General features: G+C 48.6%; 20 protein-coding genes. 12 read left to right on the top strand and 8 right to left on the bottom strand.

Annotation, left to right across the window (positions count from 1 at the left end; all coding sequences use genetic code 11):
• The first annotated feature begins 12 nt into the window (after positions 1-12).
• The 4 genes from cobT to A6049_RS09240 all read left to right on the top strand — a co-directional run bounded on the left by cobT (position 13) and on the right by A6049_RS09240 (position 4201).
• A complete protein-coding gene (gene cobT / locus A6049_RS09255) occupies positions 13-1143 on the top strand; it encodes a nicotinate-nucleotide--dimethylbenzimidazole phosphoribosyltransferase (protein ID WP_063564625.1) in 1131 nt (376 codons plus the stop codon).
• Complete coding sequence (cobU, locus tag A6049_RS09250) at positions 1140-1700, top strand: bifunctional adenosylcobinamide kinase/adenosylcobinamide-phosphate guanylyltransferase (RefSeq protein WP_063564374.1); 561 nt, start codon at positions 1140-1142, stop codon at positions 1698-1700. Before cobT ends, cobU begins: the two co-directional genes overlap by 4 nt.
• Positions 1697-2587, top strand: a complete 891-nt coding sequence (gene cobS, locus A6049_RS09245; RefSeq protein WP_063564373.1) for an adenosylcobinamide-GDP ribazoletransferase — start codon at positions 1697-1699, stop codon at positions 2585-2587. The genes cobU and cobS overlap by 4 nt, the downstream gene beginning before the upstream one ends.
• Positions 2588-2659: 72 nt before the next feature.
• Positions 2660-4201 (top strand): cobyric acid synthase, encoded by a 1542-nt coding sequence (locus A6049_RS09240; protein WP_063564624.1) that lies wholly within the window; start codon positions 2660-2662, stop codon positions 4199-4201.
• Between the two features lie 151 nt (positions 4202-4352).
• On the opposite strand, the gene A6049_RS09235 is transcribed toward A6049_RS09240, so the two are convergent.
• Complete coding sequence (locus tag A6049_RS09235) at positions 4353-6053, bottom strand: methyl-accepting chemotaxis protein (RefSeq protein ID WP_063564372.1); 1701 nt, start codon at positions 6051-6053, stop codon at positions 4353-4355.
• A gap of 334 nt (positions 6054-6387) precedes the next feature.
• On the opposite strand from A6049_RS09235, the gene A6049_RS09230 reads away from it, so the two are divergent.
• Positions 6388-7785, top strand: coding sequence for an L-cystine transporter (locus A6049_RS09230; protein ID WP_063564371.1), 1398 nt, complete (start codon positions 6388-6390; stop codon positions 7783-7785).
• Positions 7786-8044: 259 nt separating this feature from the next.
• A complete protein-coding gene (locus tag A6049_RS09225) occupies positions 8045-8728 on the top strand; it encodes a queuosine precursor transporter (protein WP_063564370.1) in 684 nt (227 codons plus the stop codon).
• Between the two features lie 104 nt (positions 8729-8832).
• On the opposite strand, the gene A6049_RS09220 is transcribed toward A6049_RS09225, so the two are convergent.
• On the bottom strand, positions 8833-9924 hold the full coding sequence (locus A6049_RS09220; RefSeq protein WP_063564369.1) for a M24 family metallopeptidase: 1092 nt from the start codon (positions 9922-9924) through the stop codon (positions 8833-8835).
• 262 nt (positions 9925-10186) lie between these two features.
• On the opposite strand from A6049_RS09220, the gene A6049_RS09215 reads away from it, so the two are divergent.
• Entirely contained in the window at positions 10187-11395 is a 1209-nt protein-coding gene (locus A6049_RS09215; protein WP_063564368.1) for a PQQ-dependent sugar dehydrogenase, read from the top strand.
• Between the two features lie 102 nt (positions 11396-11497).
• On the opposite strand, the gene A6049_RS09210 is transcribed toward A6049_RS09215, so the two are convergent.
• Together A6049_RS09210 and A6049_RS09205 are read right to left on the bottom strand one after the other, a co-directional pair.
• Positions 11498-12229, bottom strand: coding sequence for an MBL fold metallo-hydrolase (locus A6049_RS09210; protein ID WP_063564367.1), 732 nt, complete (start codon positions 12227-12229; stop codon positions 11498-11500).
• Positions 12230-12296: 67 nt separating this feature from the next.
• On the bottom strand, positions 12297-12842 hold the full coding sequence (locus A6049_RS09205; RefSeq protein WP_063564366.1) for a hypothetical protein: 546 nt from the start codon (positions 12840-12842) through the stop codon (positions 12297-12299).
• A gap of 129 nt (positions 12843-12971) precedes the next feature.
• On the opposite strand from A6049_RS09205, the gene A6049_RS09200 reads away from it, so the two are divergent.
• The gene (locus tag A6049_RS09200; protein WP_063564365.1) at positions 12972-13835 is read left to right on the top strand and encodes an SDR family oxidoreductase; all 864 of its coding nucleotides are present in this window, start codon (positions 12972-12974) and stop codon (positions 13833-13835) included.
• Between the two features lie 116 nt (positions 13836-13951).
• Here A6049_RS09200 and thrS read toward each other — a convergent pair whose 3' ends face one another.
• The 3 genes from thrS to A6049_RS09185 all read right to left on the bottom strand — a co-directional run bounded on the left by thrS (position 13952) and on the right by A6049_RS09185 (position 18934).
• Positions 13952-15931, bottom strand: coding sequence for a threonine--tRNA ligase (gene thrS, locus A6049_RS09195; RefSeq protein WP_240321359.1), 1980 nt, complete (start codon positions 15929-15931; stop codon positions 13952-13954).
• Between the two features lie 478 nt (positions 15932-16409).
• On the bottom strand, positions 16410-18170 hold the full coding sequence (locus A6049_RS09190) for a sensor histidine kinase (protein ID WP_063564364.1): 1761 nt from the start codon (positions 18168-18170) through the stop codon (positions 16410-16412).
• The gene (locus A6049_RS09185) at positions 18167-18934 is read right to left on the bottom strand and encodes a response regulator transcription factor (RefSeq protein WP_063564363.1); all 768 of its coding nucleotides are present in this window, start codon (positions 18932-18934) and stop codon (positions 18167-18169) included. The genes A6049_RS09190 and A6049_RS09185 overlap by 4 nt, the downstream gene beginning before the upstream one ends.
• Before the next feature lie 217 nt (positions 18935-19151).
• On the opposite strand from A6049_RS09185, the gene A6049_RS09180 reads away from it, so the two are divergent.
• Positions 19152-20300, top strand: a complete 1149-nt coding sequence (locus A6049_RS09180) for a M23 family metallopeptidase (RefSeq protein ID WP_240321358.1) — start codon at positions 19152-19154, stop codon at positions 20298-20300.
• A gap of 100 nt (positions 20301-20400) precedes the next feature.
• Positions 20401-20904 carry a GNAT family N-acetyltransferase gene (locus tag A6049_RS09175; protein WP_063564362.1) on the top strand — a complete coding sequence of 168 codons (504 nt, stop codon included), beginning with the start codon at positions 20401-20403 and terminating at the stop codon, positions 20902-20904.
• An 87-nt stretch (positions 20905-20991) separates the two neighbouring features.
• Here A6049_RS09175 and A6049_RS09170 read toward each other — a convergent pair whose 3' ends face one another.
• A complete protein-coding gene (locus tag A6049_RS09170) occupies positions 20992-21492 on the bottom strand; it encodes a DinB family protein (protein ID WP_063564361.1) in 501 nt (166 codons plus the stop codon).
• A gap of 282 nt (positions 21493-21774) precedes the next feature.
• Here A6049_RS09170 and A6049_RS09165 point away from each other — a divergent pair, with 282 nt between their 5' ends.
• Together A6049_RS09165 and A6049_RS09160 are read left to right on the top strand one after the other, a co-directional pair.
• Positions 21775-22188 (top strand): hypothetical protein, encoded by a 414-nt coding sequence (locus A6049_RS09165; RefSeq protein ID WP_063564360.1) that lies wholly within the window; start codon positions 21775-21777, stop codon positions 22186-22188.
• A 2-nt stretch (positions 22189-22190) separates the two neighbouring features.
• Positions 22191-23480 (top strand): ammonium transporter, encoded by a 1290-nt coding sequence (locus tag A6049_RS09160; protein ID WP_063564359.1) that lies wholly within the window; start codon positions 22191-22193, stop codon positions 23478-23480.
• Positions 23481-23616 lie beyond the last annotated feature (136 nt).

The raw sequence follows: 23616 nt of genomic DNA, 5'->3' as shown, positions 1-23616 counted from the left end.
AGTGCTGGCTGTATGAATAATGAACAGGTGTTGGAACAGTTAATGGGTCGGATCGTGGGTCCACATGAGGCAGTTGCGGCTGAAGCTTCCGCGCAAGTGGATGCATTGACGAAGCCACCCGGCAGTCTGGGCAAGCTTGAACAGCTAGTTATTCGTCTGGCGGGAATCACCGGTGAGGCTCGGCCTTGCTTTGATCGAAGAGCTGTCATCGTTATGGCTGCGGATCATGGGGTGGTTGAAGAAGGGATTAGTGCTTTTCCTGCTGAGGTAACGCCGCAGATGGTCCTGAATTTCCTAGCAGGGGGAGCGGCTGTCAATGTGCTTGCGCGCCACGCTGGAGCTCATGTGATCTGTGTGGATATCGGGGTGAATGCGGATCTGGATCATCCAGACCTGGTCTCCCGCAAAGTCCGCAAAGGAACAGCCAACATGGCGAAGGGTGCTGCAATGACCCGGGGCGAAGCGATTGAGGCCATTCTTGCAGGAGCTGAAGTGGTCTCCACCGAGGTTGCGAAGGGAACGCAGTTGTTTGTGACCGGAGAGATGGGGATCGGGAATACAACTGCTAGCGCTGCGGTGATGTGTGCATTAACCGGAACAGCACCTGCTTCAGCGGTTGGCCGGGGAACAGGCGTAGATGATATCGGTTTGCAGCGCAAAGCCGCAGTAGTCAGCCAAGCCCTCAGCGTGAATGCTCCGAATGCAGACGATGCACTCGATGTACTGTGCAAAGTGGGCGGACTGGAGATTGCCGGACTGACAGGCGTGATTCTTGCTGCTGCTGCAAACGGATGCCCGGTTGTCGTGGATGGATTTATCTCCACCGCTGCCGCGTTGATTGCGAGTCATCTTGCTCCGCTCAGCGCAGAATACATGATTGCTTCCCACACATCGCATGAAAGTGGACATGCAGCGTTGCTGCGTGAACTGGGCCTGAAGCCCATGCTGGATCTGGACATGCGACTGGGTGAAGGTACCGGAGGCGTGCTTAGTCTTCATCTGATTGATGCGTCATGCCGCATTTTGAACGAGATGGCGACATTTGCAAGTGCGGGTGTATCTGGTGGCACGAACGAGACTCAACCTACGGAGTCTTCATCAGCTTCTGCTGATTCCTCTGTACAAGGAGAGGTATCCTCATGAGTGTACTCGTGACAGGCGGGGCGCGAAGTGGCAAAAGTTCGTTTGCCGAGCGTCTCTGTATGCAGCGATCCTCTGAGGCTTGGTATGTCGCTACGGCTCAAGCTTATGATGACGAGATGCGCGAGCGTATACGCCTGCATCAGAGCCAGCGGGATGAAGCAGGATATCTATGGCATACGGTGGAGGAACCGCTGGCATTGCCTGAGTTAATTACACGAATGGGAGAGTCCCATACAGGTACGTCTGCACCGACCGTTCTGGTCGATTGTCTGACACTGTGGCTCAGCAATGTGCTGTTAGCGCATGAACATGAACCGGTGCAGGTGCTGTACGATCATATGGATGCGCTGGTAGCGGCCATCCAGTCGTACCCGGGTCTGCTCGTGCTTGTCACCAATGAAGTAGGGGACGGTATTGTGCCGGAGTATGCGCTGGGCAGAAGATATCGGGATCTGGCGGGCATTCTCAATCAGCGGATTGCCGCGGTTTGCCGCGAAGTGTTTCTGGTGACAGTGGGCATTGCGATTGAGCTGAAAAGCAGGGAGTATCGTTTATGAGTAAAGGCGATCTTGAACAAAAACATGCGGCTGCGGCCGCTTTTCAATTTCTGTCCCGTTTCCCGGTGAAAATGCAGCTTGATTTCGTCCCGCCATTATTGCGGGAGAGTGTAGTGTATTACCCGCTGGTTGGTGCGGTCATCGGATTATGCGTCTGGCTGGGCGGAGCCCTGACGGGTGCACTGCTTCCATCGTTTCCGGCAGCGGTGTTAACCTTGACGTTATGGGTATGGCTAACCGGAGGCCTTCATCTGGATGGCTGGATGGATACGGCAGATGGGCTACTCAGTTATCGAACCCGTGAGCGAATGCTGGAGATTATGAAAGACAGTCGTGTGGGGGCCATGGGCGTAATCGCCTGTGTCCTGCTGTTGATGATGAAAGCAGCATTGATTGCTGACTTTATCGCACGTGGTAACTGGGCCTATGGAGCTTTGCTCATCCTGCCGATGATCTGGAGCCGTTGGTTCATGGTATATGCCATGGCGGCCTGGCCGAATGCCCGCAAGGACGATGGACTCGCTGTCCTGTTCAAGGGATTGGGGGAACGGAGGGAAGTCCAGCGTGCACGAAGCTCCGCGGTTGGGCTAACCATTCTGTCAGGTGTGATCACATGGGCTGCGGTATGGATCTTCCAGCCGGATACAGCCATGTTCCAGGTACTGGCGACGGAGAATGGATTGGGGACGTTACCATGGTGGCTATATCCTGTTGCAGCGATCATTGTGGTACCATTGGCTGGTTATGTGATTGGCAAATTCGTTGCCGGGCGTATCAGCGAAAGGCTGGGTGGACTTACAGGGGACACATATGGAGCCATGAATGAGCTGCTTGAGGCCGCACTGCTAACGGTACTTAGTCTGTTACAGGGATTCTTTTTGATATAACGCTGAGAGTGGAGGTGAGGGAACGTGGAAGATACTTCTGCACAAACGTCCGAACAAACGGCAGCAGTATTAATGCTGCAAGGGACGGCATCGGATGTGGGGAAAAGTGTAATTACGACAGCCTTATGCCGAATATTCAAGCAGGATGGCTTCAGGCCGGCTCCGTTCAAATCACAGAACATGGCACTGAATTCTTACGTCACGGAAGACGGCAAGGAAATCGGAAGAGCCCAAGGAGCACAAGCCGAGGCATGCGGCATTGAAGCGACAACGGATATGAATCCAATCCTGATCAAGCCGGTTCGGGATATGCATTCTCAGATTGTCGTGCACGGTGTGCCTCTTACACAGATGAGTGCGTGGGACTACCGGCAGCATTTCCTGCCCCAAGCCAAACAAACGGTCATGGATGCGCTGAATCGGTTGCGCGCGACGTATGATATTGTGCTGATGGAAGGTGCGGGAAGTCCTGCGGAGATTAATCTGAAGGATCGGGATATCGTTAATATGAATCTGGCAGGCTGGGCGGATGCTCCGGTTATTCTGATATCGGATATTGATCGTGGCGGTGTCTTTGCCTCCATTGTAGGTACTCTGGAGCTGCTGGAGCCGCATGAGGTTCAGCGTGTAAAAGGATTCATCATCAACAAGTTTCGTGGAGATCTGTCCCTGCTGCAGCCTGGGTTGGACTGGCTTGAAGAACGGACAGGCATTCCTGTATTGGGCGTATTGCCTTACATAAGTGATATTCAGATTGAAGCGGAAGACTCCGTAGTGCTGGACTCCATGCGACACGGCAAATCCGGTCAGCAGGAGCTGGACCTGGCAGTAATTCGTTATCCGCGTATTTCAAACTTTACAGACTTTGATGCCCTTTCTAGGGAGCCGGATGTGAATGTGCGGTACGTGACTTCTCCCGATGAATTGGGGCATCCCGACGCCATTCTGCTTCCAGGTACGAAGGATACGATCGGTGATCTGGCATTTCTGCGTGCGTCGGGACTGGAGCAAGCGATTGCCAGCCAGACGGAGCGTAAACATGTTCAGCTTGTTGGGATATGTGGTGGATATCAGATGCTCGGTCAGCATCTCAAAGATCCATTTGCGGTAGAAGCGAATCAGATTCAGGAAGCCCATGGATTGGGATGGCTGCCCCTATCGACAACATTTCTACAGAACAAACAAACGGTAAGAGCCTCCGGGCATGTTCACAGTCATCATCCAATTCGTTTGCCCAAGGAAAGTGATGCAGCAAACTCGTTGCCGATCCAGGGATACGAGATTCATATGGGTGTTACCGAGTGTCTTGAGCCTGAACGTGTAACGGCCTTATTCGAAATCGCCCATCCGGGAGGTCAATCCTTCAATGAAGGCTGGGGCACGATGGATGGCAAAGTGTGGGGAACGTACCTGCATGGTTTGTTTGAAAGTGATCAATTCCGGCGTTCATGGCTCAATGGTCTGCGTGAAGGAAAAGGGCTTTCTCCATTGCTGGAGACGTACAGCGCACGTGAACGCAAGGAAATGGAGTTTGACCGTGTAGCTGAATCATTACGTTCTTCATTGAACATGCAGCGTGTATACGAGATTATGGGCGTTCAGCCACCTGAGTAAAAGGAAGCATCCTGATGTGCAGTCCAAAAGAATACCCCCATGCGTGGCAACGTTCCTTGAAACCTGGAACGATGCTGAGCATGGGGGTATTTGTGTACCTAATGTTAAAGTTTGATTCGAATATGGAAATAATGGGTTAAAGGTATTCCGGTTAGTTTATTTTGAAGTTCTTCATGGCGGATTGCAGTTCTACCGCTTGCTCATGTAGATGACGTACCGTGCTGGAATGGGAGTCCATTTCATTCAGTTGGAGATCCGCTGTAGAAGCAATCTCTTGCATGCTTTGACGGGATTTGGACGTGATCTGAGCCGTTTCTTCCACGGAAGCACTGACTTCTTCAGCTCCAGCTGATACTTGCTGGGTAGAGGCCGATACCGTCTGAATGGTCAGATTAACGTTCTGAATCAACTCGTTAAGCTGCTGGAATGCGGAGCCTGCCTGTTGAACCACGTGAGTACCTGATCCAATCTCTTGGGTTACCCGGTTCATGGCATCAACGGAACGTTCAGCATCTTCACGGATAGTACCCAGGTAATCGGAGATTTCCTCCGTAGCTGTCTTGGATTGCTCCGCCAGTTTGCGTACTTCTCCGGCAACAACGGCAAACCCGCGTCCATGCTCTCCAGCACGTGCTGCTTCAATGGAAGCGTTGAGGGACAGCATGTTAATCTGTTTCGTGATTTCAAAAATGGATTGAACGATAGTTCCTATCGCGATCGAGCGCTCGTTCATCGTTTCCACATAACGCAGAGATTCGCTCGCGGTCTGGCCGACACGTTCCATTTGCTGAATGGCATCCTGTGCCAGACGGTTACCGTTAACAGCTTCGTTTGCAGCATCTCCGATCTGCTCGGATACTTCGGCAGAAGAGGAGGCAATATGCATGATGCCTTGCGTGATTTCTTCCATGGCTCTGGCATTTTCGGCTGCGCTGGAAGCGATACTTACGCTGCCTTTCTCGGCACTTTCTGCAGAACGACTGGAGTCTTTCACCATACCGGACATGGATTCTACCCGTTTGAGCAAATCATTGGAGCCTTCCACAACTTCATTGGATGTGGAGAGGGCACGGCTAATCATTTCTTTCAGATTATGAGTCATCGTCTGGAAGCTTGAAGCGAGCTGTGCAATTTCATCCTTACCTTTAATCTGAAGTTCAGCAGTCAGATCTCCTTGTGATATCTGTTTGCTATGTTGAACGAGCTGAATGATCGGCTTGGTTACACGTTTGATCATGCTTGTTGAGATGAGCCATCCGAGCAAAAAGACCAATGCCGTGATACCGAGGCACAACCAGAAGATCTGTGCAATTTTGTCCTGAATGAATTGGGCATCCATGCTAACAGCCATGATCATGTTACTTCCTGCGATCGGAATAAAGGCTGCTTTATGTACACCGAAGGAATCGGCATAAACTTGGCTGATTTCCATTTCTTTTTTCTCAGTGGCCTCATTCATTGCTGCTTCTACTTTAATCTCATCTCCGGCTTTCATGCCCGAGGAGGTATTTGCGATGACCACGGTAGCTTTACCATCCTGAATAGAGACAACGTATGCTCCGTCCAGATTATGCTCTTTGGCTTTGCCAGCCAAATAGGATTCCACGGTCAGTGCAGCACCTTCAGAGCCAGCTCCGCCACTCTGTACTTGCAAAATTTTAGAAGCGGATGTGTTCTTGTATATATCCTGAATGGACGTGCCCAGGACCTTGTCGAACTGTGGAAGCACGTAACTCTGCATAATATTCATGGAGACAGCATAGAAACTGATACTAAACAACAGGGAAGCAACCAGCAGTACGAGGAACAAAGTGCCTCTAATTTTACCGGCAACGGTGCGATTTCGAAACATAGGATCATCCTTTCACGTCATGTTCATTAACATCGTCGCTTTTCCGTTATCGTAAGACTAAATACCAACGAAGAAAGGCCTAATTTTCACGTTGAGAAAACTTGGGAATAAGCGGATATACCTATATTACAAAATTAACCGGAGGTTGAATACAATAATTTTCACGATTCAGTGTATTTTTTTCAGGAATAGATGAATTTATTACACGCATATTACATAATATCAATTAATACCTACCAGAATAGTTTGTTATGTGATATATTGTTGAATATCGCTTTTGAGCGAGTAGAAAACCGGAATATCCGGTTACTCACACTGAGGAGGATTTATACAGATGAATACCTTTTTAATCATTTTGAACGTAGTGGTTATGCTCGCTCTTCTGGGTGTCCTGTTCTGGATGCAGAAGAAACATATTTCCTTTACCAAGCGTGTATTTGCGGGTTTGGGCATCGGGGTTGTATATGGCGTCATTCTGCAACTGATCTACACATCTGATTCTGAAATCATTACCAAGTCGGTCGATTGGTTTAATCTGGCCGGTTCAGGATATGTTCGTTTGTTACAAATGGTCGTGATTCCATTGATCATGGTCTCTATCATATCGGCCATCATGAATCTGAAAGGCAAGCAGAATCTCGGTAAAATGAGTGTTTCGATTATCGCGATCTTGTTGATCACGACGGCTATTGCCGCAGGGGTCAGCATTGTGACAAGCTTGAGCTTCAACCTGACTTCCATTGAGATCGAAGGTGGAGACCGAGAGCTTGCACAGGGGCAGAAGATGGAGGAACGTCTCGTTGACGTGAAGGATCAGACGATTCCACAGCAAGTACTGGAGTTCATTCCGTCGAATCCATTCGCGGACATGACCGGAGAACGTCGTACATCCACACTGGCGGTTGTTATTTTCTCGGCGTTTATCGGTGTGGCGGTGCTCGGATTGGATCGCAAAAAACCACAGCAGGCGGAAACATTCCGAGGCATGGTCAATGCGGTATATGCGGTGGTTATGCGAATTGTAACACTGGTGCTCAGGCTGACGCCTTACGGGATTTTGGCACTGATTACAAAGGTAACGGCCACCACGAATGCGGATGAGATTCTGAAGCTGATCAAATTCGTGATTGCATCCTATGTTGCGTTGCTCGTCATGTTCATCATTCATCTGATTATCATTGCGCTCTCTGGGTTCAACCCACTCACGTATCTGAAAAAGGTTCTGCCGACTCTGGTATTTGCCTTTACCTCTCGTTCAAGTGCGGCAGCAATTCCGCTTAACGTGGAGACGCAGACGAAGAAACTGGGTGTATCCGACGGGATTGCGAATCTGTCAGCAAGCTTTGGGGCCACGATTGGTCAAAACGGCTGCGCCGGGATCTATCCGGCCATGCTGGCGGTGATGATTGCTCCAACGGTCGGAATCGATCCGCTGAGCTGGGACTTCATTATTACCCTGATCCTGGTTGTCATGATCAGTTCATTCGGTGTAGCTGGTGTAGGCGGCGGGGCAACCTTCGCTTCCCTGATTGTGTTGTCCACGATGAACTTGCCGGTAGCTCTGGCAGGATTGTTGATCTCGGTTGAACCGCTGATCGATATGGGTCGTACAGCATTGAACGTGAACGGGTCCATGACTTCAGGACTTGTGACTAGCAAAATTCTGAAAGAAAACGATCATGATACATTTAATGATCAAAGTCGTGATCTGGATTCAGCCGTTCAGGCGTAATTCAGATTCATAATAGGCGGATGGCAGTTACTGCCACAAGCCATGCAAGAGCAGCCGTTCTTCGGGTTAATCCGGAGGGCGGCTTTTTGCTTTTAGCATCCGTTGGGCATACGGTGAATATCATCTGAAGCCAGTTGGAGTTATTTAGTGCTGTTCAAGCTTGGGGAAATGTGATAGAGTATTCATGTTTTGGCCCAGAGCCAAACCGCGGTTCGTAACCATCCCGCGTAATCAAAACTAGGAAGGCAGTGTATTTATATTGTTTAATTTAGGATGGGGAGCGCTTTTCGTTCTCGTAACGTACGGCTTTTTTCTTTTGTGTTACCGCTTGTTCGGTAAAAAGGGTCTTTATGCCTGGATTGGTGTGGCAACAGTCATTGCCAATATACAGGTGACCAAAACGATAGATATTATGGGTATCGTTCTGACGCTGGGCAATACGATGTATGTCAGCATGTACTTGACCAGTGATTTGCTCAATGAGAAATATGGACCAGGTGAGGCACGTAAAGCCGTATGGTTCGGGTTCTTCACTTTGATTATGACGACAGTGCTGATGCAGATGGTATTGTTCTTTGAGCCAGCATCGACGGACTTTGCACAGGAGTCGATGGAAAAATTGTTTGGTATGCTGCCACGTCTGGCACTCGGTAGTCTGACAGCCTATTTCATCAGTCAGTTCCTGGACGTGCGACTATACACTTGGCTGCGTAAGGTGGCGCCAGGGCGTAATCAGTTGTGGATACGAACCAACGGTAGCTCGATCATCAGTTCGTTCGCGGATACACTGGTATTTTGCACGATTGCGTTTGCTTTCATCTATCCATGGGACGTTTGGCTTGAAATTTTCTTGACCACATATGTGATCAAATTTGTATTGACCGCGGTAGGAACGCCGTTTCTATATGCTGCACGAAGCTTTAAATTCAAGGATGAAGCCTAGATTCGTAGTTAAGTTCTTCTGCAAAATGCTGAATCCAAACACAAAAGTCCCGCAAAGCCATGCATTCATGGTTTCACGGGACTTTTGCTTATGACCAAAAAGGATTAGTCCGTCAGGATTTGCAGCTCTTTCGGATATGTCGTCAGAACTTCTACACCCGTCTCCGTCACAAGTACATCATCCTCGATACGTACACCGCCTGCTCCGGTTACATAAATACCCGGCTCAATCGTAAATACCGTACCTTCCTCCAGAATGTCCATGTTCTGACCATGCAGTGAAGGATACTCATGCACGTCAATGCCCATTCCATGTCCAACTCTGTGCAGGAAACGTTCGCCGTATCCGGCTTCTTCCGTAACCTGGCGTGCTGCACGGTCAATATCCGCACAGGTGACACCTGGCTTAACTGCACGAATGGCAGCTTCGTTTGCTGCGAGCACAGTGTTATAGATGGTTTTAAGTTCAGGTGAAATGTCACCAAAGGCAAATGTGCGCGTAATATCTGATGCATACCCACCAGCGTAGACACCCATATCAAACATCAACAGATCGCCATGCTGCAATTTGCGTTCACCTGGTGTGCCGTGTGGCAAGCCTGTTTTGGGGCCAGTGAGCACCATCGTATCGAAGGAAGGGCCGTCTGCACCCAGTTTTTTCATCTGGTATTCCATTTCGGCAACCAGTTCGATTTCGGTTACACCTGTACGAACGTGAGACAGTCCTTGGCGGAGCGTCTCTTCGATCAGATGAATGGCGTGGCGAATGCGAGCGACTTCATCCGGTGTTTTTTTCACACGCAAGGTGCGAAGCAAAGGGCCGACATCTTCAAAGTTGGCAGCGCCCAGCGCGGCGGTCAACTGTTCATAACGTGCGACAGTCACGTATTCTTTTTCGAGACCTACACGGCCCAGGCGTCCTTGATAACGCTCAAATAAAGCGTAAGGATTGTCCGTATCTGAATGCGTGGCAATGTTCGAGACCGAAGAAGCGGCTGCTGCAGCTTCCTCGTCAAGTGCAGGCACGATCAACAGCGGATCTTCGCCGCGTGCAAGAACAAGCCCGAGGAAACGCTCATGCGGATTACTCGCAAAACCTGTTAAATAGTAAATATGCTTCGGATCTGTAATCAGCATGGCGTCCAATCCTTGCGTAGACAGACCAGCTTCCAGCCGGGATAAAGGAGTTTGATTCATAATTTATATGTCCACCTTTCATTCGTTCTATCTTTCTATTATAGAAGAATGTCGGGGAAATCCAAATGGAGGAAGGAATGATGACTGAAAATTAGCTTTAACTACCCGTTTGAGTGGCAGGTAGGGAGGGTAATACAGGGCGAAACCGCGTAGGGTTGCTAATTTGCTTACTCAATAACTTACCTATTTACTTACTTTGAAAATGGACAATCCTTGAAACTAGGATTACACGATATAACAAAATTAGAAGGGAGATGTATTCATGAATAATCGACTAAGCGTTCCGTTATATGCTTCTTTACTCAGTATGGCTTTGCTAACTGCTTGTGCTTCGGGTGAGCCAACGACAGAATCGCAGCAGACGTCACAAGGACAGGGTACAGGTCAGGGGCAGACAGCGGAAGGTGGTAATAACGGTGCGAGTGGTGGGGAAGAGGAAACAGACGAAAATACTGTAATCCCTTACGAGGCTTCCATGCTGGTCGACGGACTCAATGTACCTTGGGAGTTGGTAAGCGTGCCTGATGGACGGATGTTTGTAACAGAGCGACCAGGTACCATTCAGGTCATCGAGAACGGAGAGCTGGCATCTGAACCTCTGATTGAATTTACTGCTCCATTTAATGAAGAAGGGGAAGGTGGCTTGCTTGGACTTGCTGCTGATCCGGACTTTGATGATAACGGTTATCTGTATGCATACCATTCCTATCTGGAAGGTGGTGGTGACATTGCCAATCGGGTATTGCGCTTGAAGGTAAGTGACGGGAAGGCGACTATAGACAAGGAGCTGCTCAGTGACATTCCTGGTGGGGTGAATCACAATGGAGGACGGATCAAGATTGGCCCGGACAATCTGCTCTATATTACGACAGGTGAACGCTATGAGCCGGAGTTGTCCCAAAACGAAGATAGCTTGGGTGGCAAAATATTGCGGATTGGTCTCGACGGATCGATCCCAGAAGATAACCCTTGGCCAAATTCACCCGTGTACAGCATGGGGCATCGGAACGCACAGGGCCTGGCTTGGAACCCGAACAATGGCTATCTGTACGCTACAGAGCATGGTCAGCGTAATTTTGATGAAATTAACCGGATTGAAGCAGGTGAGAATTATGGCTGGCCAGAGGTAGAGGGAGACGATGATAATAATGGCACATATCAGGCTCCGCTTGCCCATAGTGGAGATGAAACATGGGCTCCATCAGGTGTAGCCTTTATAGAGGAAGGTCCGTGGGCCGGATCACTGCTTGCTGCCAATCTGCGGGGTGAACAACTGCTTAAAATTACTCTGTCCGAAGATGGTACACAAGTAACGCAGGTAGAGCCGATTTTTAAAGACGAGTGGGGACGTATTCGCAATGTGACTGCCGGAGAAGACGGGAAGTTATACGTGCTCACGAACAACCGGGATGGCAGGGGATCGCCACGCGATGGAGATGACCAACTGATCGTTCTGACGCCGAAACCGTAACATTTACAATAGAAAAGGGGTTGTCCCGCCATGTTCATGACGTATGGGACAGCCCCTTCGCTTCATTATTTACGTAAATATAGCTTAGGTTGCAGGGACCAATTAGTCCGCACTTTCCGCGAGTTCGGCAATGCGCCGACTCGGCTCATCGGTGTACTCGCCACCATGGTAACAAAGTACCTTCTCCAGCTTCAGGCCAAGCAGCCTTTTCAAGCTGCGAAGTGCTTCAGGCATGTCCGGTGTTGCGGGTGGAGAAGGACCCACCAATTCATCATCGACCACACGTAATTCATCGGCAGCGAGCAGGAATTGTTGCTCCCGGAAGTAGAGGCAGATATGTCCTGGGGTGTGTCCTGGTGTATGAATGACCTGGATGCTGCCTTGTAGAGGAAGCATGTCACCATCTTCTAGCACTTTGGATATTTTGAACTCAGTCCGTTGTGAGATCAATTGTTCCGCCAGCTCCGCTATAGGTTCAGGTAGCAACGCTTTGCGTTCTGGCGTGAACTTGATCATGGGCTCTTTGCCCGTGATATACGGAATTTCATCGCTATGCGCCCAGATTTCCACTTCGGGAACAGCATTCACCAGGGCACCAAGATTACCAATGTGGTCAATATCGGAATGTGTTACAATAATGCGCTTGATATCAGATAGCTGAACGCCTTCATGCTCCAGTGCGGACTGAAGTTCGGCGAATTGGCCAATCATGCCTGTATCCACAAGCGTAATACCATCTTCATCGCGCAACATAACAGGATAGATCGGGTTTTTACCCGCAGGTGTGACAATATGAAGATTTAGAACCGTAATATCCATGGGTTGATTGTTCATATTTGTTTCCGGATCGAATCCGGGGCACCTCCTTTGTCGTGTAGGATCATTTTGAATCATGCATTCGTCAGTTCTCTGACTGATTATATTTCAAGTGTTTTCTATACTTCTTCACCGTATCCAGGATGAATTCAAACTCTTGCTTTGCATCGTGATTTTCTCTAATAATGGAAGCATAAGAGAAGTTGGAGTGAATAAGTTTATTTCTCAGTTGAAACACTTTGGCTATTTCTTCTTCAAATTTCTCTTCTCCCGATTTCAGGGAAAGATGCTGATTTTTCAATTCAGCCTGAAGGATCTCGATATTGGATAATGAGCGGTATGCAGGAGTTTTCATCAACTGGATCGAATTAAATTTTTTTTGATACGTTTGCTGGTATAGTTGATTTAGCAGGTCTTCAATAATCGTGCATAATTCAATCGTCCATGAACTATATTTTCGCTCTTTCCGTTTTTGGGTAAGCTCACCAATCTCTTCATCGTTCCACAGTTTATCTTTTTCATACAGGGATGAGTCTATCTTTTGCTGGAGATTTTGAACTTCCTGTTCGATGAGTGCAATCTCAAGTTTCGCTTCTTTTTTCAGTTTCTTGAAGTCTTCTTTGGTTAGCATACGTATCCTCCCTATAAGACCAATATGTGTTCTTTCAATTATCTCATATTGACGTCAGTAGTGCTAAAAAAACAAGAAGACGAGAGTTCCAAAATATGAAGAACCTCTGGTTCAGAAGGGAAGTACCTGATGTCCATTCCAACAGCCATTGTTACGGGAGCCAATTCAGGCATGGGTCTGGCAACCACCATTGAACTTGCAAGGCAAGGGTATCACGTGATTATGGCGTGCCGCAGCGAGAAGCGCGGACAGCAGGCACTGGAGGAGGCTCTGCGTCAGTCTGGCTCTACTGCGATTGAATTGATGCTGTGTGACCTGGGGTCACTGGAAAGCATCCGTCATTTTGCCCAGTCCTTCCGTGAGCGTTACGACACACTTGACGTTCTCGTTAATAATGCGGGTGTCGTCATGTTGAAGCGCCAAGAAACCTCCGATGGTTTCGAGCAAGCTATCGGTATTAACCATCTTGGACATTTCCTGCTTACCTTACTCCTGATCGAACCGTTGAAGTCTGCGAAGCAGGGGCGTATAGTGAATGTTTCGTCTGGTGCCTACAAAGCCGGCAAAATACATTTCGAAGATCCCCATCTGCATAAAGGCTTCAATCCAATCAAAAGTTACGCTCAATCCAAGCTGGCTAACGTGTTGTTCACCCGTGTTCTGGCCCGCAAATTGGCGGAAACCCGGATCACGGTCAACTGCCTTCATCCCGGTGCGGTTGGTACAAGTATTGGCGTAGACCGCAATACTGGGTTTGGCACACGCATTATGGCTTTGGTGGGCAAGCTGCCGTTTTTCCTTTCACCTGAAGAAGGGGCACAAACGGCCATCTATCTCGCCACAAGCCCTGAAGTCGCCGGCGTAACCGGGCGTTACTTCTATCAACAAAAGGACCAGGAATTGAAAGCCCATGCGCTGGATGTCGCAGCTGCTGAGCGTTTCTGGACATGGAGCGAAGAGCAAGTCGGACTTAGACCAGAAGAAAAGTTGTAATTGTTGGCCGCTCGAAGCAAAAGGGGAAACATTCTTGGAACAGAATTAGAGGCAACCGTTTTCCATAATAACGGCTGCCTCTAACGTTAAGTTTCAGCCCATTCCTGATTAAGCGCTTAGGCTTTGGCCTTCACAGCTTGCTGAATCAGCTCAATAAATGCTTCAATGCGCTGAATGCCTTGATCGCCCTGACCGTATGCACGGACAGAGGCGGATGAGGCATTTTTCTCATTTTCCCCCAGTACAAGCGAGTAAGGCACTTTCTCCATCTGAGCTTCACGGATTTTGTAGCCTAGCTTCTCACTGCGCAAGTCTGTTTCTACTCGAATACCGGCAGCCCGCAGCTGGCTCTGAACTTGAAGCGCATAATCTGCGTAATGATCTGACACTGGCAGCAGCTTCACTTGCACGGGCGCGAGCCAGAGCGGAAACGCACCTGCATAATGTTCAGTCAGGATGCCGATGAAACGATCAATTGAACCATAGATGGCACGGTGGATCACGACAGGACGGTGTTTCAGGCTATCTTCGCCAATATAAGTGAGATCGAACTTCTCGGGCATTTGGAAATCGAGTTGAATTGTTCCACACTGCCAGCTGCGCTTCAGTGCATCGAGAATGTGGAAGTCAATTTTCGGACCATAAAAGGCACCATCACCCTCGTTAATGCGGTATTTCACACCGCGCCGATCGAGTACATTTTGCAATGCGCTTTCCGCTTGATCCCACAGCTCTTCCGATCCCATGGAATCGTCCGGACGAGTGGACAACTCAATGTTGTATTCGAATCCAAAGATGTCGTACATGCGTCCGATCAATGAGATCGCCTGGTTGATCTCTTCCTCGATCTGCTCTGGCATCACATAGAGATGGGCATCATCCTGACAGAAAGTCCGCACCCGCATCATGCCGTTCAGAGCGCCTGAGAATTCATGGCGGTGGACCTGACCGAATTCCATCATACGAATCGGCAGCTCACGATAGGAATGGAGTGTATTTTTAAAAATCAGCATGTGTCCCGGGCAGTTCATTGGTTTCAGGGCAAAAGTGGCATCGTCCACTTCCGAGAAATACATATTGTCCTTGTAATGCTCCCAGTGACCGGATTGCTCCCACAGACGGTTGTTCATCATGAGGGGAGTGCGAACTTCCTGATAGCCTTCCTGTAGTTGCAATTCACGGGAGAATTGCTCCAGTTCTGTACGCACAGTCATGCCTTTGGGCAGATAGAACGGCATACCGGGTGCTTCTTCGGAGAACATGAACAATTCAAGCTCTTTGCCCAGTTTGCGGTGATCCCGTTTTTTCGCTTCTTCCAGCATGTGCAGATGTTCATCCAATTGGGCTTTGCTCGGGAAAGCAGTGCCGTAGATGCGTTGCAGCATTTTATTATCCGAGTTGCCGCGCCAGTATGCACCAGCCACATTCAGCAGTTTGAATGCTTTGATCCGACCAGTGGACGGAAGATGTGGGCCTCGACAGAGGTCGAAAAATTCTCCTTGGTCATAAATCGAAAGCTCAGCGTCCTCTGGTAAATCCTGAATGAGTTCAAGCTTATACGGGTCCTGAATCTCTCCAAAGATGCGAAGTGCGTCCTCCCGGCTAACTACCCGGCGGCTAATCTTTTCATTTTCTTTTATGATTTTGTTCATTTCTTGCTCAATGGCAGCCAAATCACTGATTGATAGAGCATGCTCCAGATCGACATCGTAATAGAATCCATCTTCAATGACAGGTCCGATGCCCAGCTTCACTTGTTCCGCACCGTAGATGCGTTTGAGAGCCTGCGCGAGTACATGAGCTGTGCTGTGTCGGTAACGATACAGACCTTCCGCGCTGTCTAAAGTAACGATGACGAGTTCGCAATCTTGCTCAAGCTCCCAGTCGAGATCGACATTCTTACCATTTACGATTCCGCCGATGGCTTGTTTGCCCAGACTTGTGCTGATGGATGAGGCGACCGCTCCTACAGTGATGCCTGCGTTGTAAGAACGTACAGCTCCGCCTTGCAGGCGAATTTCAATCGGATGCCCGGGTTGCTGTTGATCATTCTTCGATTGGTTGCTGGATTGGCTGTTTTTATTCAGATTACTCATGTGAACCACTCTCCAATATTCAAATTTGAAGCGCAAAAAACACCCGTCCCGGAAAAGGGACGAGTGCGCTCAGCTCGTGGTTCCACCCTAATTTGGTTATGAATGCTCCTGAACACGACCAGCCGCCGCAAGCAAGAACATCATAACCCTCATTGGAATCCGTTATCGGGGATCAGACGGTGAACTCTACTGACAGCTTTGTCCGGAATTCATGAAGAAAACCGAAAAGCTGAAGTTCGAGGTCACGGCTGCAGAGGGGTAATTCCGGTCCGTTCGCTGAAGAAGGTTTCACCAATCCCTTCTCTCTCTGGGCAGCACGCAAACGGAATCTTGTCTCTGGTCATCGCCAAATATGCAAAATCGATATCCATTGAATTGATCTTAATATCGTTGAAGTCCATATCAATATATTGGAACAGGTGTTATTGAGTGTCGATTATATAGATTGAAAATGAAAAGGTCAAGCGGAATGTTTTTTTTACCCATGTTCTGATTGTCCATCCCATATTAATCGAATGACAGTACCCTCACCAGAAGTCGATTGTACTTCAATACGGCCCTGCATCGCTTCAATTAACCCTTTCGTAACCGCCATGCCAAGGCCTGATCCGACATCGGACGTACCTGTATCGGTCCCTCGGTAATATCGTTCAAACAGCCTCCAGACCAGTTCCGGGTCCATTCCTTGACCGTCATCGGCAAAATGAACACTGAACTCACCTGTCTGCTTACCCGGATGCACACTAACGGTCAGAGTTGACTCCGCTGGATTATGCAGAAGGGCATTAGCGGTCAGATTATCCACAATGCGTTCAAACGAAGGAATATGCACATGGCCGTATACCGGAACTTTCGCAGGCCGGAAAACAATACGTCCCTCGCCATATACCGGGTTGCGTTCTGCACGCTGGACGAGATCATGAAGTAGCGTATTTACGTCAGTTTCTTCCACAGGTGGCTGGTATCCACCGCTGCGCAATCGGTACGTCATGGCAAGGTCATTCACAAGTCGGTCCATATACATGGATTTATCCAGCATAATGCCCGCAAATTCTCTCACTTCTTCCGCGGACCAGCTATATTTCTGTGCTTCAAGCATATGTGCGTATCCCTGGATGGAGGATAGCGGTGTCTTGAGATCATGCGTTATTCCGGCGATCCATTCCTCACGCAGAGATTCGGTCTGTTTACGGAGCTCTTCATCTTGTTTCAATGTTGCGGATAATGCCTGCATGGAGCGAAGCACTTCGGCATACACGTGGTATTTCCGTTTCCATTTGCCATTTCGTCGCTGACTGCGAGGTATGCCGCCAATGCCTTTGGGTTCTTCATAATGTCCTTGTTCCAGTCGTTGGAGCCATTGGAGCATATGCAGCATGGGGGAACCGAAACGATTGGCGTACCATAGGGCCAGCAGAATTAGCAAAATGACAACGGATAGGATCAGCACGATGAGCACTGGGGTCAAAATGAAATTATAGGGATTTTCTTCCCCTGTAGCAGTTGGATCGACAGGTATACTGAGCATCCAGGTCGTGCCATTCTGTTCATCGTAAAAGGTTGCGATCGATATTCCATATCGATTGGGATAACGAATACGCAAAGCCAGTTCCTGTATGTTGTAACTGCTGGGAACGCCCATGGCAGGTTTATTATAAGAGACCAGCTCTTGACCGTAGGCATCCAAAATTTGCAGATAGGCACCTTTGGAACGGATAGCATCCTTTTGTTTGGGGCGCAGCATAAGCTCTCCATCGGCGTAATGACTGTCCTCCCGGGCTTGATCGAGTAAGGATTTGACCTGATTGCGTTCGCCGTACAGCAAGGTGAACATCTCGCCGTTTTTCTCCCGGATCAGCATAACGATCTGGTACGGGAACGGCTTTTTGCCTTCCCAGTATGCGATCAGCTCTCCAGGCATGTATTGCTTCGGAACGTCATTCGGTGTATCAAAATCATCAATGACGTAGCCTTTTTCATCCACAACCTGAAGCCATCCCTGATTTTTCTCGACCTGCTTCAGCAGTCTGGGATCATAGCGGACCGTCCCATCGGGCATAATTTCTGCGGTATTAATCAGTTGGTCAAGACCACTGGTAGCGAAGTCATCCACCAGGCTCACTTCATTCACCTTTTGAACGACCCAATAGGTGGCTGCAGAACCCAACAGGATGATGAGAACTACTGCGCCAGCGAGCATACCGATAAATCGGGTCATTAATCTGCGACGAATACTCATGCGCGTGACACTTGGTTAGGCTGAATGAGTTTGTACCCCAGTCCCCGAACATTGACGAGAAACGCAGGGTTAGAGGGGTCAGCTTCAATCCGCTCACGGATACGGTGAATATGAACCATAACGGTGTTGTCATCGCTGATGGATTCCGAACCCCATACGCGCTCATACAATTCCGATTTAGTGAAAATACGATTGGGATGCTTGCAGAAAAAGAGCAGCAGCTGATAGACAAGAGCCGGACAGTTTACCGGCTGGCCTTCAACCTGAAGTTCACCAGCTTGTTCAAATACTTGAAAACGGCCAAAATCATATACCCCTTCCTGCACGGCAGGAAATGACGAAGTTACGTCAGAAGAGGGTGTAGTCGCCGTTGTAGTCGCCGCCATTTTGGTAGGTAAATAACGTTTCAGCAGTGATTTGATCCGGGCGACCACTTCCAGTGGATTAAATGGTTTAACGACATAATCATCGCCGCCAACGGCGAATCCGGTTAACTTGTCATAATCCGTTGTTTTGGCGGTCAGAAAAAGAATCGGTGCATCGGTCACTTGCCGCAGGAAGGGACAGATCTCCAATCCGCTTTTGCCAGGCAGCATGATGTCCAGAACGATACAGTGATAGGTTTTATTTTCGCAGGCGGCAATCGCCTCTTCTCCAGTGGTAACGGTGTCGATGTCTACAAATTGCTCTTTGAGCAGGACGGTTTTGAGCATATGTAAAATGGCTTGTTCATCATCAACTAGCAGTATGGAGACGTGATCCATGATGTGAAATGACCTCCTAGGGCTTCCTGTTTGTTTATTGCTAATCATACCATCCGAAAGGGCTATGTAGTGTGTGAGCTATCTTAACGGAATCTTAATTATGAAGCCATAGAAGACGCTACAGTTTAACTACATGTAAGGATGGGTTAGACGAAGGATAAGATTCATTCTGTACACTTAACAGGAAAGTATAACGAACACAGAAGGGATGTAGAGAATGAACAGTTTAAAAGAAGGATCTAAAATTCGTGCGAATCACTTAAATGGCGGGGGAAGTCTTCCGAAATCAGGATATGCTGCACATGAGAAGTTACAGAGCAAAAAGAGCTGGAAGTTGCTTGCCATTGCCCTTGGAGCCTGCGTGATGTTGTCTGCCTGCGGTAACAGTAACTCGATTACATCCGAGCAGGCGGAGCAGCAGTCCAAGGAACGGACGACAAATGCCAATGAAGCGAGTGAGAGTACCCATCAGGCAGAGAATTCAGGTACAGAGGTGAGCGCCATCATTACACCCGACAATTTCATCGATACGTTAATGAACGGTTCCAAGGATGCCATCTACAGTCAGATGAGTCCCGAGTTGAAGGAAGCACTAACGCTTGAACAGTTTAAATCGTCTGCGGATCAATTCCTTGAGGGCGTAACTTCCTTTGATCTAGTGGTGAATGCCAAAGTGAATCATTTAACTGAGCTCGCCTGGAAGGATCAAACAGGAGACAAAGGCATTCAAGCCTATTTTACCGAAGCAAATCAGATTGAAGGGCTGTTAATCCAACCACTGGAACCCCATGAAGATACGGATCAAACATTCACCAAAACAGAATTTCAATTTCCAATGAAGGGTGAATGGTATGTGTTCTGGGGAGGCAATGATGTGATGTCAAACTATCATTACGAGCATGAAACACAGCGCTATGCGCTAGATATCATTCGCACCAAAGCAGCTTTCAGTTACAACGGAGATGCAAAGGTGAACGAAAACTACTACGCTTTTGGTGAACCGCTCTATGCAGCAGCAGATGGAACCGTAGTCGATATCAAGAATGATATTCCAGATAATATACCAGGTGTTATGAACCCGGAAGAACCAGCGGGTAATAATGTGGTCATTGACCATGGAAACGGAGAATACAGCATCACCGGGCACATTAAGGAAGGCAGTGTGGCCGTCAAAAAAGGGGACAAAGTCAAGCAGGGGGACCTCATTGGAGAGCTGGGTAACTCAGGTAATTCCAGTGAAGCTCATCTGCACTTCCAGGTATCGGACGGCCCGGATCTATTCACTTCCCGTTCTGTTAACATTCGTTGGGCGGATCAGAGCCAGCAGTTAACCCGGGGTAACACGATTCAAGGGTTGTCTGAGTAAATATGGAATTTAGCTGAATGTTGGGGGATGACGTCGACTTCATTCCTCCGTTATAATACCGTCATAAGATAGAATCGATCTGGATGATGGAGGAGTAGACATGAAGCTGGATAGTGTACAGATTGAGTATGCGAGTCGTGAGGACTTGCCTAGGATTGTGGAGATCTATAATTCTACGATTGAGAGCCGAATGGTGACGGCGGATTTGGAGCCGGTGACCGTCGAGCAACGTATTCCGTGGTTTGAGGAGCATTCTTCCGATCATCGCCCACTCTGGGTGATGAGACTTGAGGGACAGGTTGTAGCCTGGGCTAGCCTGGGTTCATTTTATGGACGACCTGCGTACAATGGGACGGTGGAAGTCAGTGTGTATGTGGATCAGCAGTGCCGGGGAATTGGGGCTGGCGGACGTTTGCTGAACACCATTTTTGACGCTTGTCCTGCGCTTGGAATCAAGACGATTCTGGGCTTTGTGTTTGGACATAATGAACCGAGTCTGGGGTTATTGCGCAAGCATGGCTTTGAACAGTGGGGCTATTACCCTGAAGTGGCTGTGCTGGATGGTGTCAACCGGGATTTGGCGATTTTGGGCAAAAAAATATAGCATGTTTCAAATTAAATCAAAACCTCCAAATCCACAATGTGTGGGTTGGAGGTTATTTTTGCTTACATCGAGTAAATAGGGGATGACTTAGGTGTGCGACACGCCAAGCCTTTGATTAATATCCTGAATTTGTGCCAGATGACGCTCTTCATGATAGCTTGCAAAATCGACCCATTGAGCCAGATCCATCTCACCGAAAACCGGGTGAAGAAAGGACTTGCTTCGCAGCAGTTCAGCCTCATGATCTTGTGCGACATGCATCAACGCTTGATGTGAGTCTTTCAGGTCGTGGCGAACATTCGCCAGCGTTTCCGGTTCCGCAGGAGGCTGGAGATGAGATGGGGCGCTAACAGAGCGGCTGCGATCCAATGTAAGCTCATATGGTTTTTTGTCCACCGAAACGGTCTGTTCCTTCTCTAGCGCGGCGTGGGCTTGCTTCACAATGATGTTTTCCATCAAATTCAGGTGACGGAGAACTTGCATAATACTCCAGTGGTCAGGTGTGGGTTGGAGGTTCAATTGTTCTTCATTGAGTCCAGAGACGGCTTCCCAGATTTGGCTCCGAATGTCGTCATTACGAGTGAACATCGTGCGATCCTCTCCTTTAAATGAGTTCTATGATGTTAGCTTGTGTAAGTGCAGTGCCTAAAATGTGGATGCTTAATACACATCATAGAGGATATGAAAGATGAATGCGAAGATGTGTTTAAATTACTTTGTTAGTTGAAGTTGTGTACATGAGAATGAAGCTGTTTTTTATAAATGGGTCATATGAAATCATGCCATCGCCAAAAAAGGATTGACGCTAAGTAGTGCTGGACTCTATAATCGATAACAAGTAACTTGATATGTAAGGAGTCCTGACATGATATGTTAGTAATTGACGAGGTGTATCACCATACAGCATTGCAAATATCATCGTCCGATTTATTGTACCTTATCCAACAGCTCAAGGTCAAAAAAGAAAATGAGATCGAAACGCTTAAACATAAAATTGAACAATTCGAACAAAAAAAACGTGCGGAAGAAGTGGCTTATCAGTCCTTGTCGACTGTACGCAAATGGTTCGCAGGCCGCCCTGCATCCCATCACCAGGCGGTGGAATATATGGTTCAGGTGAAGGAGCGTTTTCGCAAAATGGAACAAATCCGGCGGCGGATACGAGAACTGGACCGCATTGCTGAACGAATCAAGCATCCGGACAGCATCGAACGGGATGAAATCGAGCTTACGCCCGAAACGATCCGGGAGATTAGACAGCTTAGGGAAACGGAGGATGTATAAGCATGACTTTGGAGACGTTAAGCTCCGGGATGGATACGGTCTGGGTCGTACTGAGTGCAGCCATGATTTTGTTGATGGAGGGCGGGTTCGCGCTCCTGGAGGCTGGCTTTGTACGTTATAAAAATAGCGTGAATATTATTATGAAGGTTTTCGCTGACATTACCATTGGAACGTTGCTTTTCTATGCCATCGGATTTGGCTTGATGTATGGCTCTGATGCCGGAGGTTTTGTAGGCATAACCGGATTTTTCCTCAATGGAGACTTGTCTCACCTGGATGTACCCGTTTCATTGGAAACATTCTGGCTGTTCCAGGCCGCGTTCACCATTGCCGTCATTTCCATCGTATCAGGTGCTGTAGCTGAACGGATTAACTTTCGTGCCTATCTGCTGTACATCATATTGATGACGGCAATCATTTATCCGATTGGTGGACACTGGGCATGGGGCGGCGGTTGGCTCAGCAAGCTGGGGATGCAGGATTTTGCCGGTTCCGCAGTTATTCACGCGTTGGGCGGGTTCTCTGCACTGGCTGCAGCGATTATTATTGGGCCGCGTAAAGGCAAATACACACCGCTTGGCGTGAGTGCCATTGCGCTTCCGAGCAATCTGCCGCTGGCATCTGTAGGTGCATTTCTGCTGTGGTTCGGCTGGTTTGGCTTCAATGCAGGAAGTACGCTCAGTGCGACTGATGTAAGGATCGGTCACATTGCCATCGTAACGATGTTATCTGCTGCTTCGGGCGGTGCGGCTACACTGCTCTACACCTTGTTCCGATTCAATCGTTCAGACGCACCATCGGTCATTAATGGCTCGCTGGCCGGTCTGGTCGGTATTACGGCGGGGTGTGCTTTTGTCGATGATGTAGCTGCGATATTCATCGGGGCGGTATCTGGATTACTCATGATGGCTGCAACGAATTGGCTGGACCGCAGGCAGATTGATGACCCGGTGGGTGCGTTCCCTGTTCATGCTGTATCCGGAATGTGGGGAACGATTGCCGTGGGTTTGTTTGCAACCGAGGGTGGCTTGTTCATGGGAGGTGGCTGGAGGCTGCTGGGTGTTCAGGCGCTCGGCCTCACGGCTTTGGTCGTCTGGGGATTTGTCATGACCTGGATTGGTCTGAAACTGATTGGCAAGATCGTTCCTGTCCGTTCCACGGAAGAAGAGGAAGAGTTGGGTCTGGATATTAGTTATCATGGTGTAATGGCTGCACACCAGTCCCATGAATTTTTAGATGGCGAGGAGCATATTCGTGCTTTTCAAGATGATTCACAGAATCGGGATCGTTAAGAATGAACCGAATGGATAATAAGGAAGCAGACTGACAACGGATGTCAGTCTCTTTTTTTGCAAGAAGCAGGGAAAGAAGACTCAGCGGAAGAATATACAGGTGTGAACCTGAATATGTCTCACCATAGATGTATTG

The sequence above is a fragment of the Paenibacillus sp. O199 genome, assembly GCF_001636635.1.
Taxonomy (GTDB): domain Bacteria; phylum Bacillota; class Bacilli; order Paenibacillales; family Paenibacillaceae; genus Paenibacillus; species Paenibacillus marchantiae.
The sequence above is the reverse complement of the archived record's forward strand: the minus strand, read 5'-3'. Positions and strand labels throughout refer to the sequence as shown.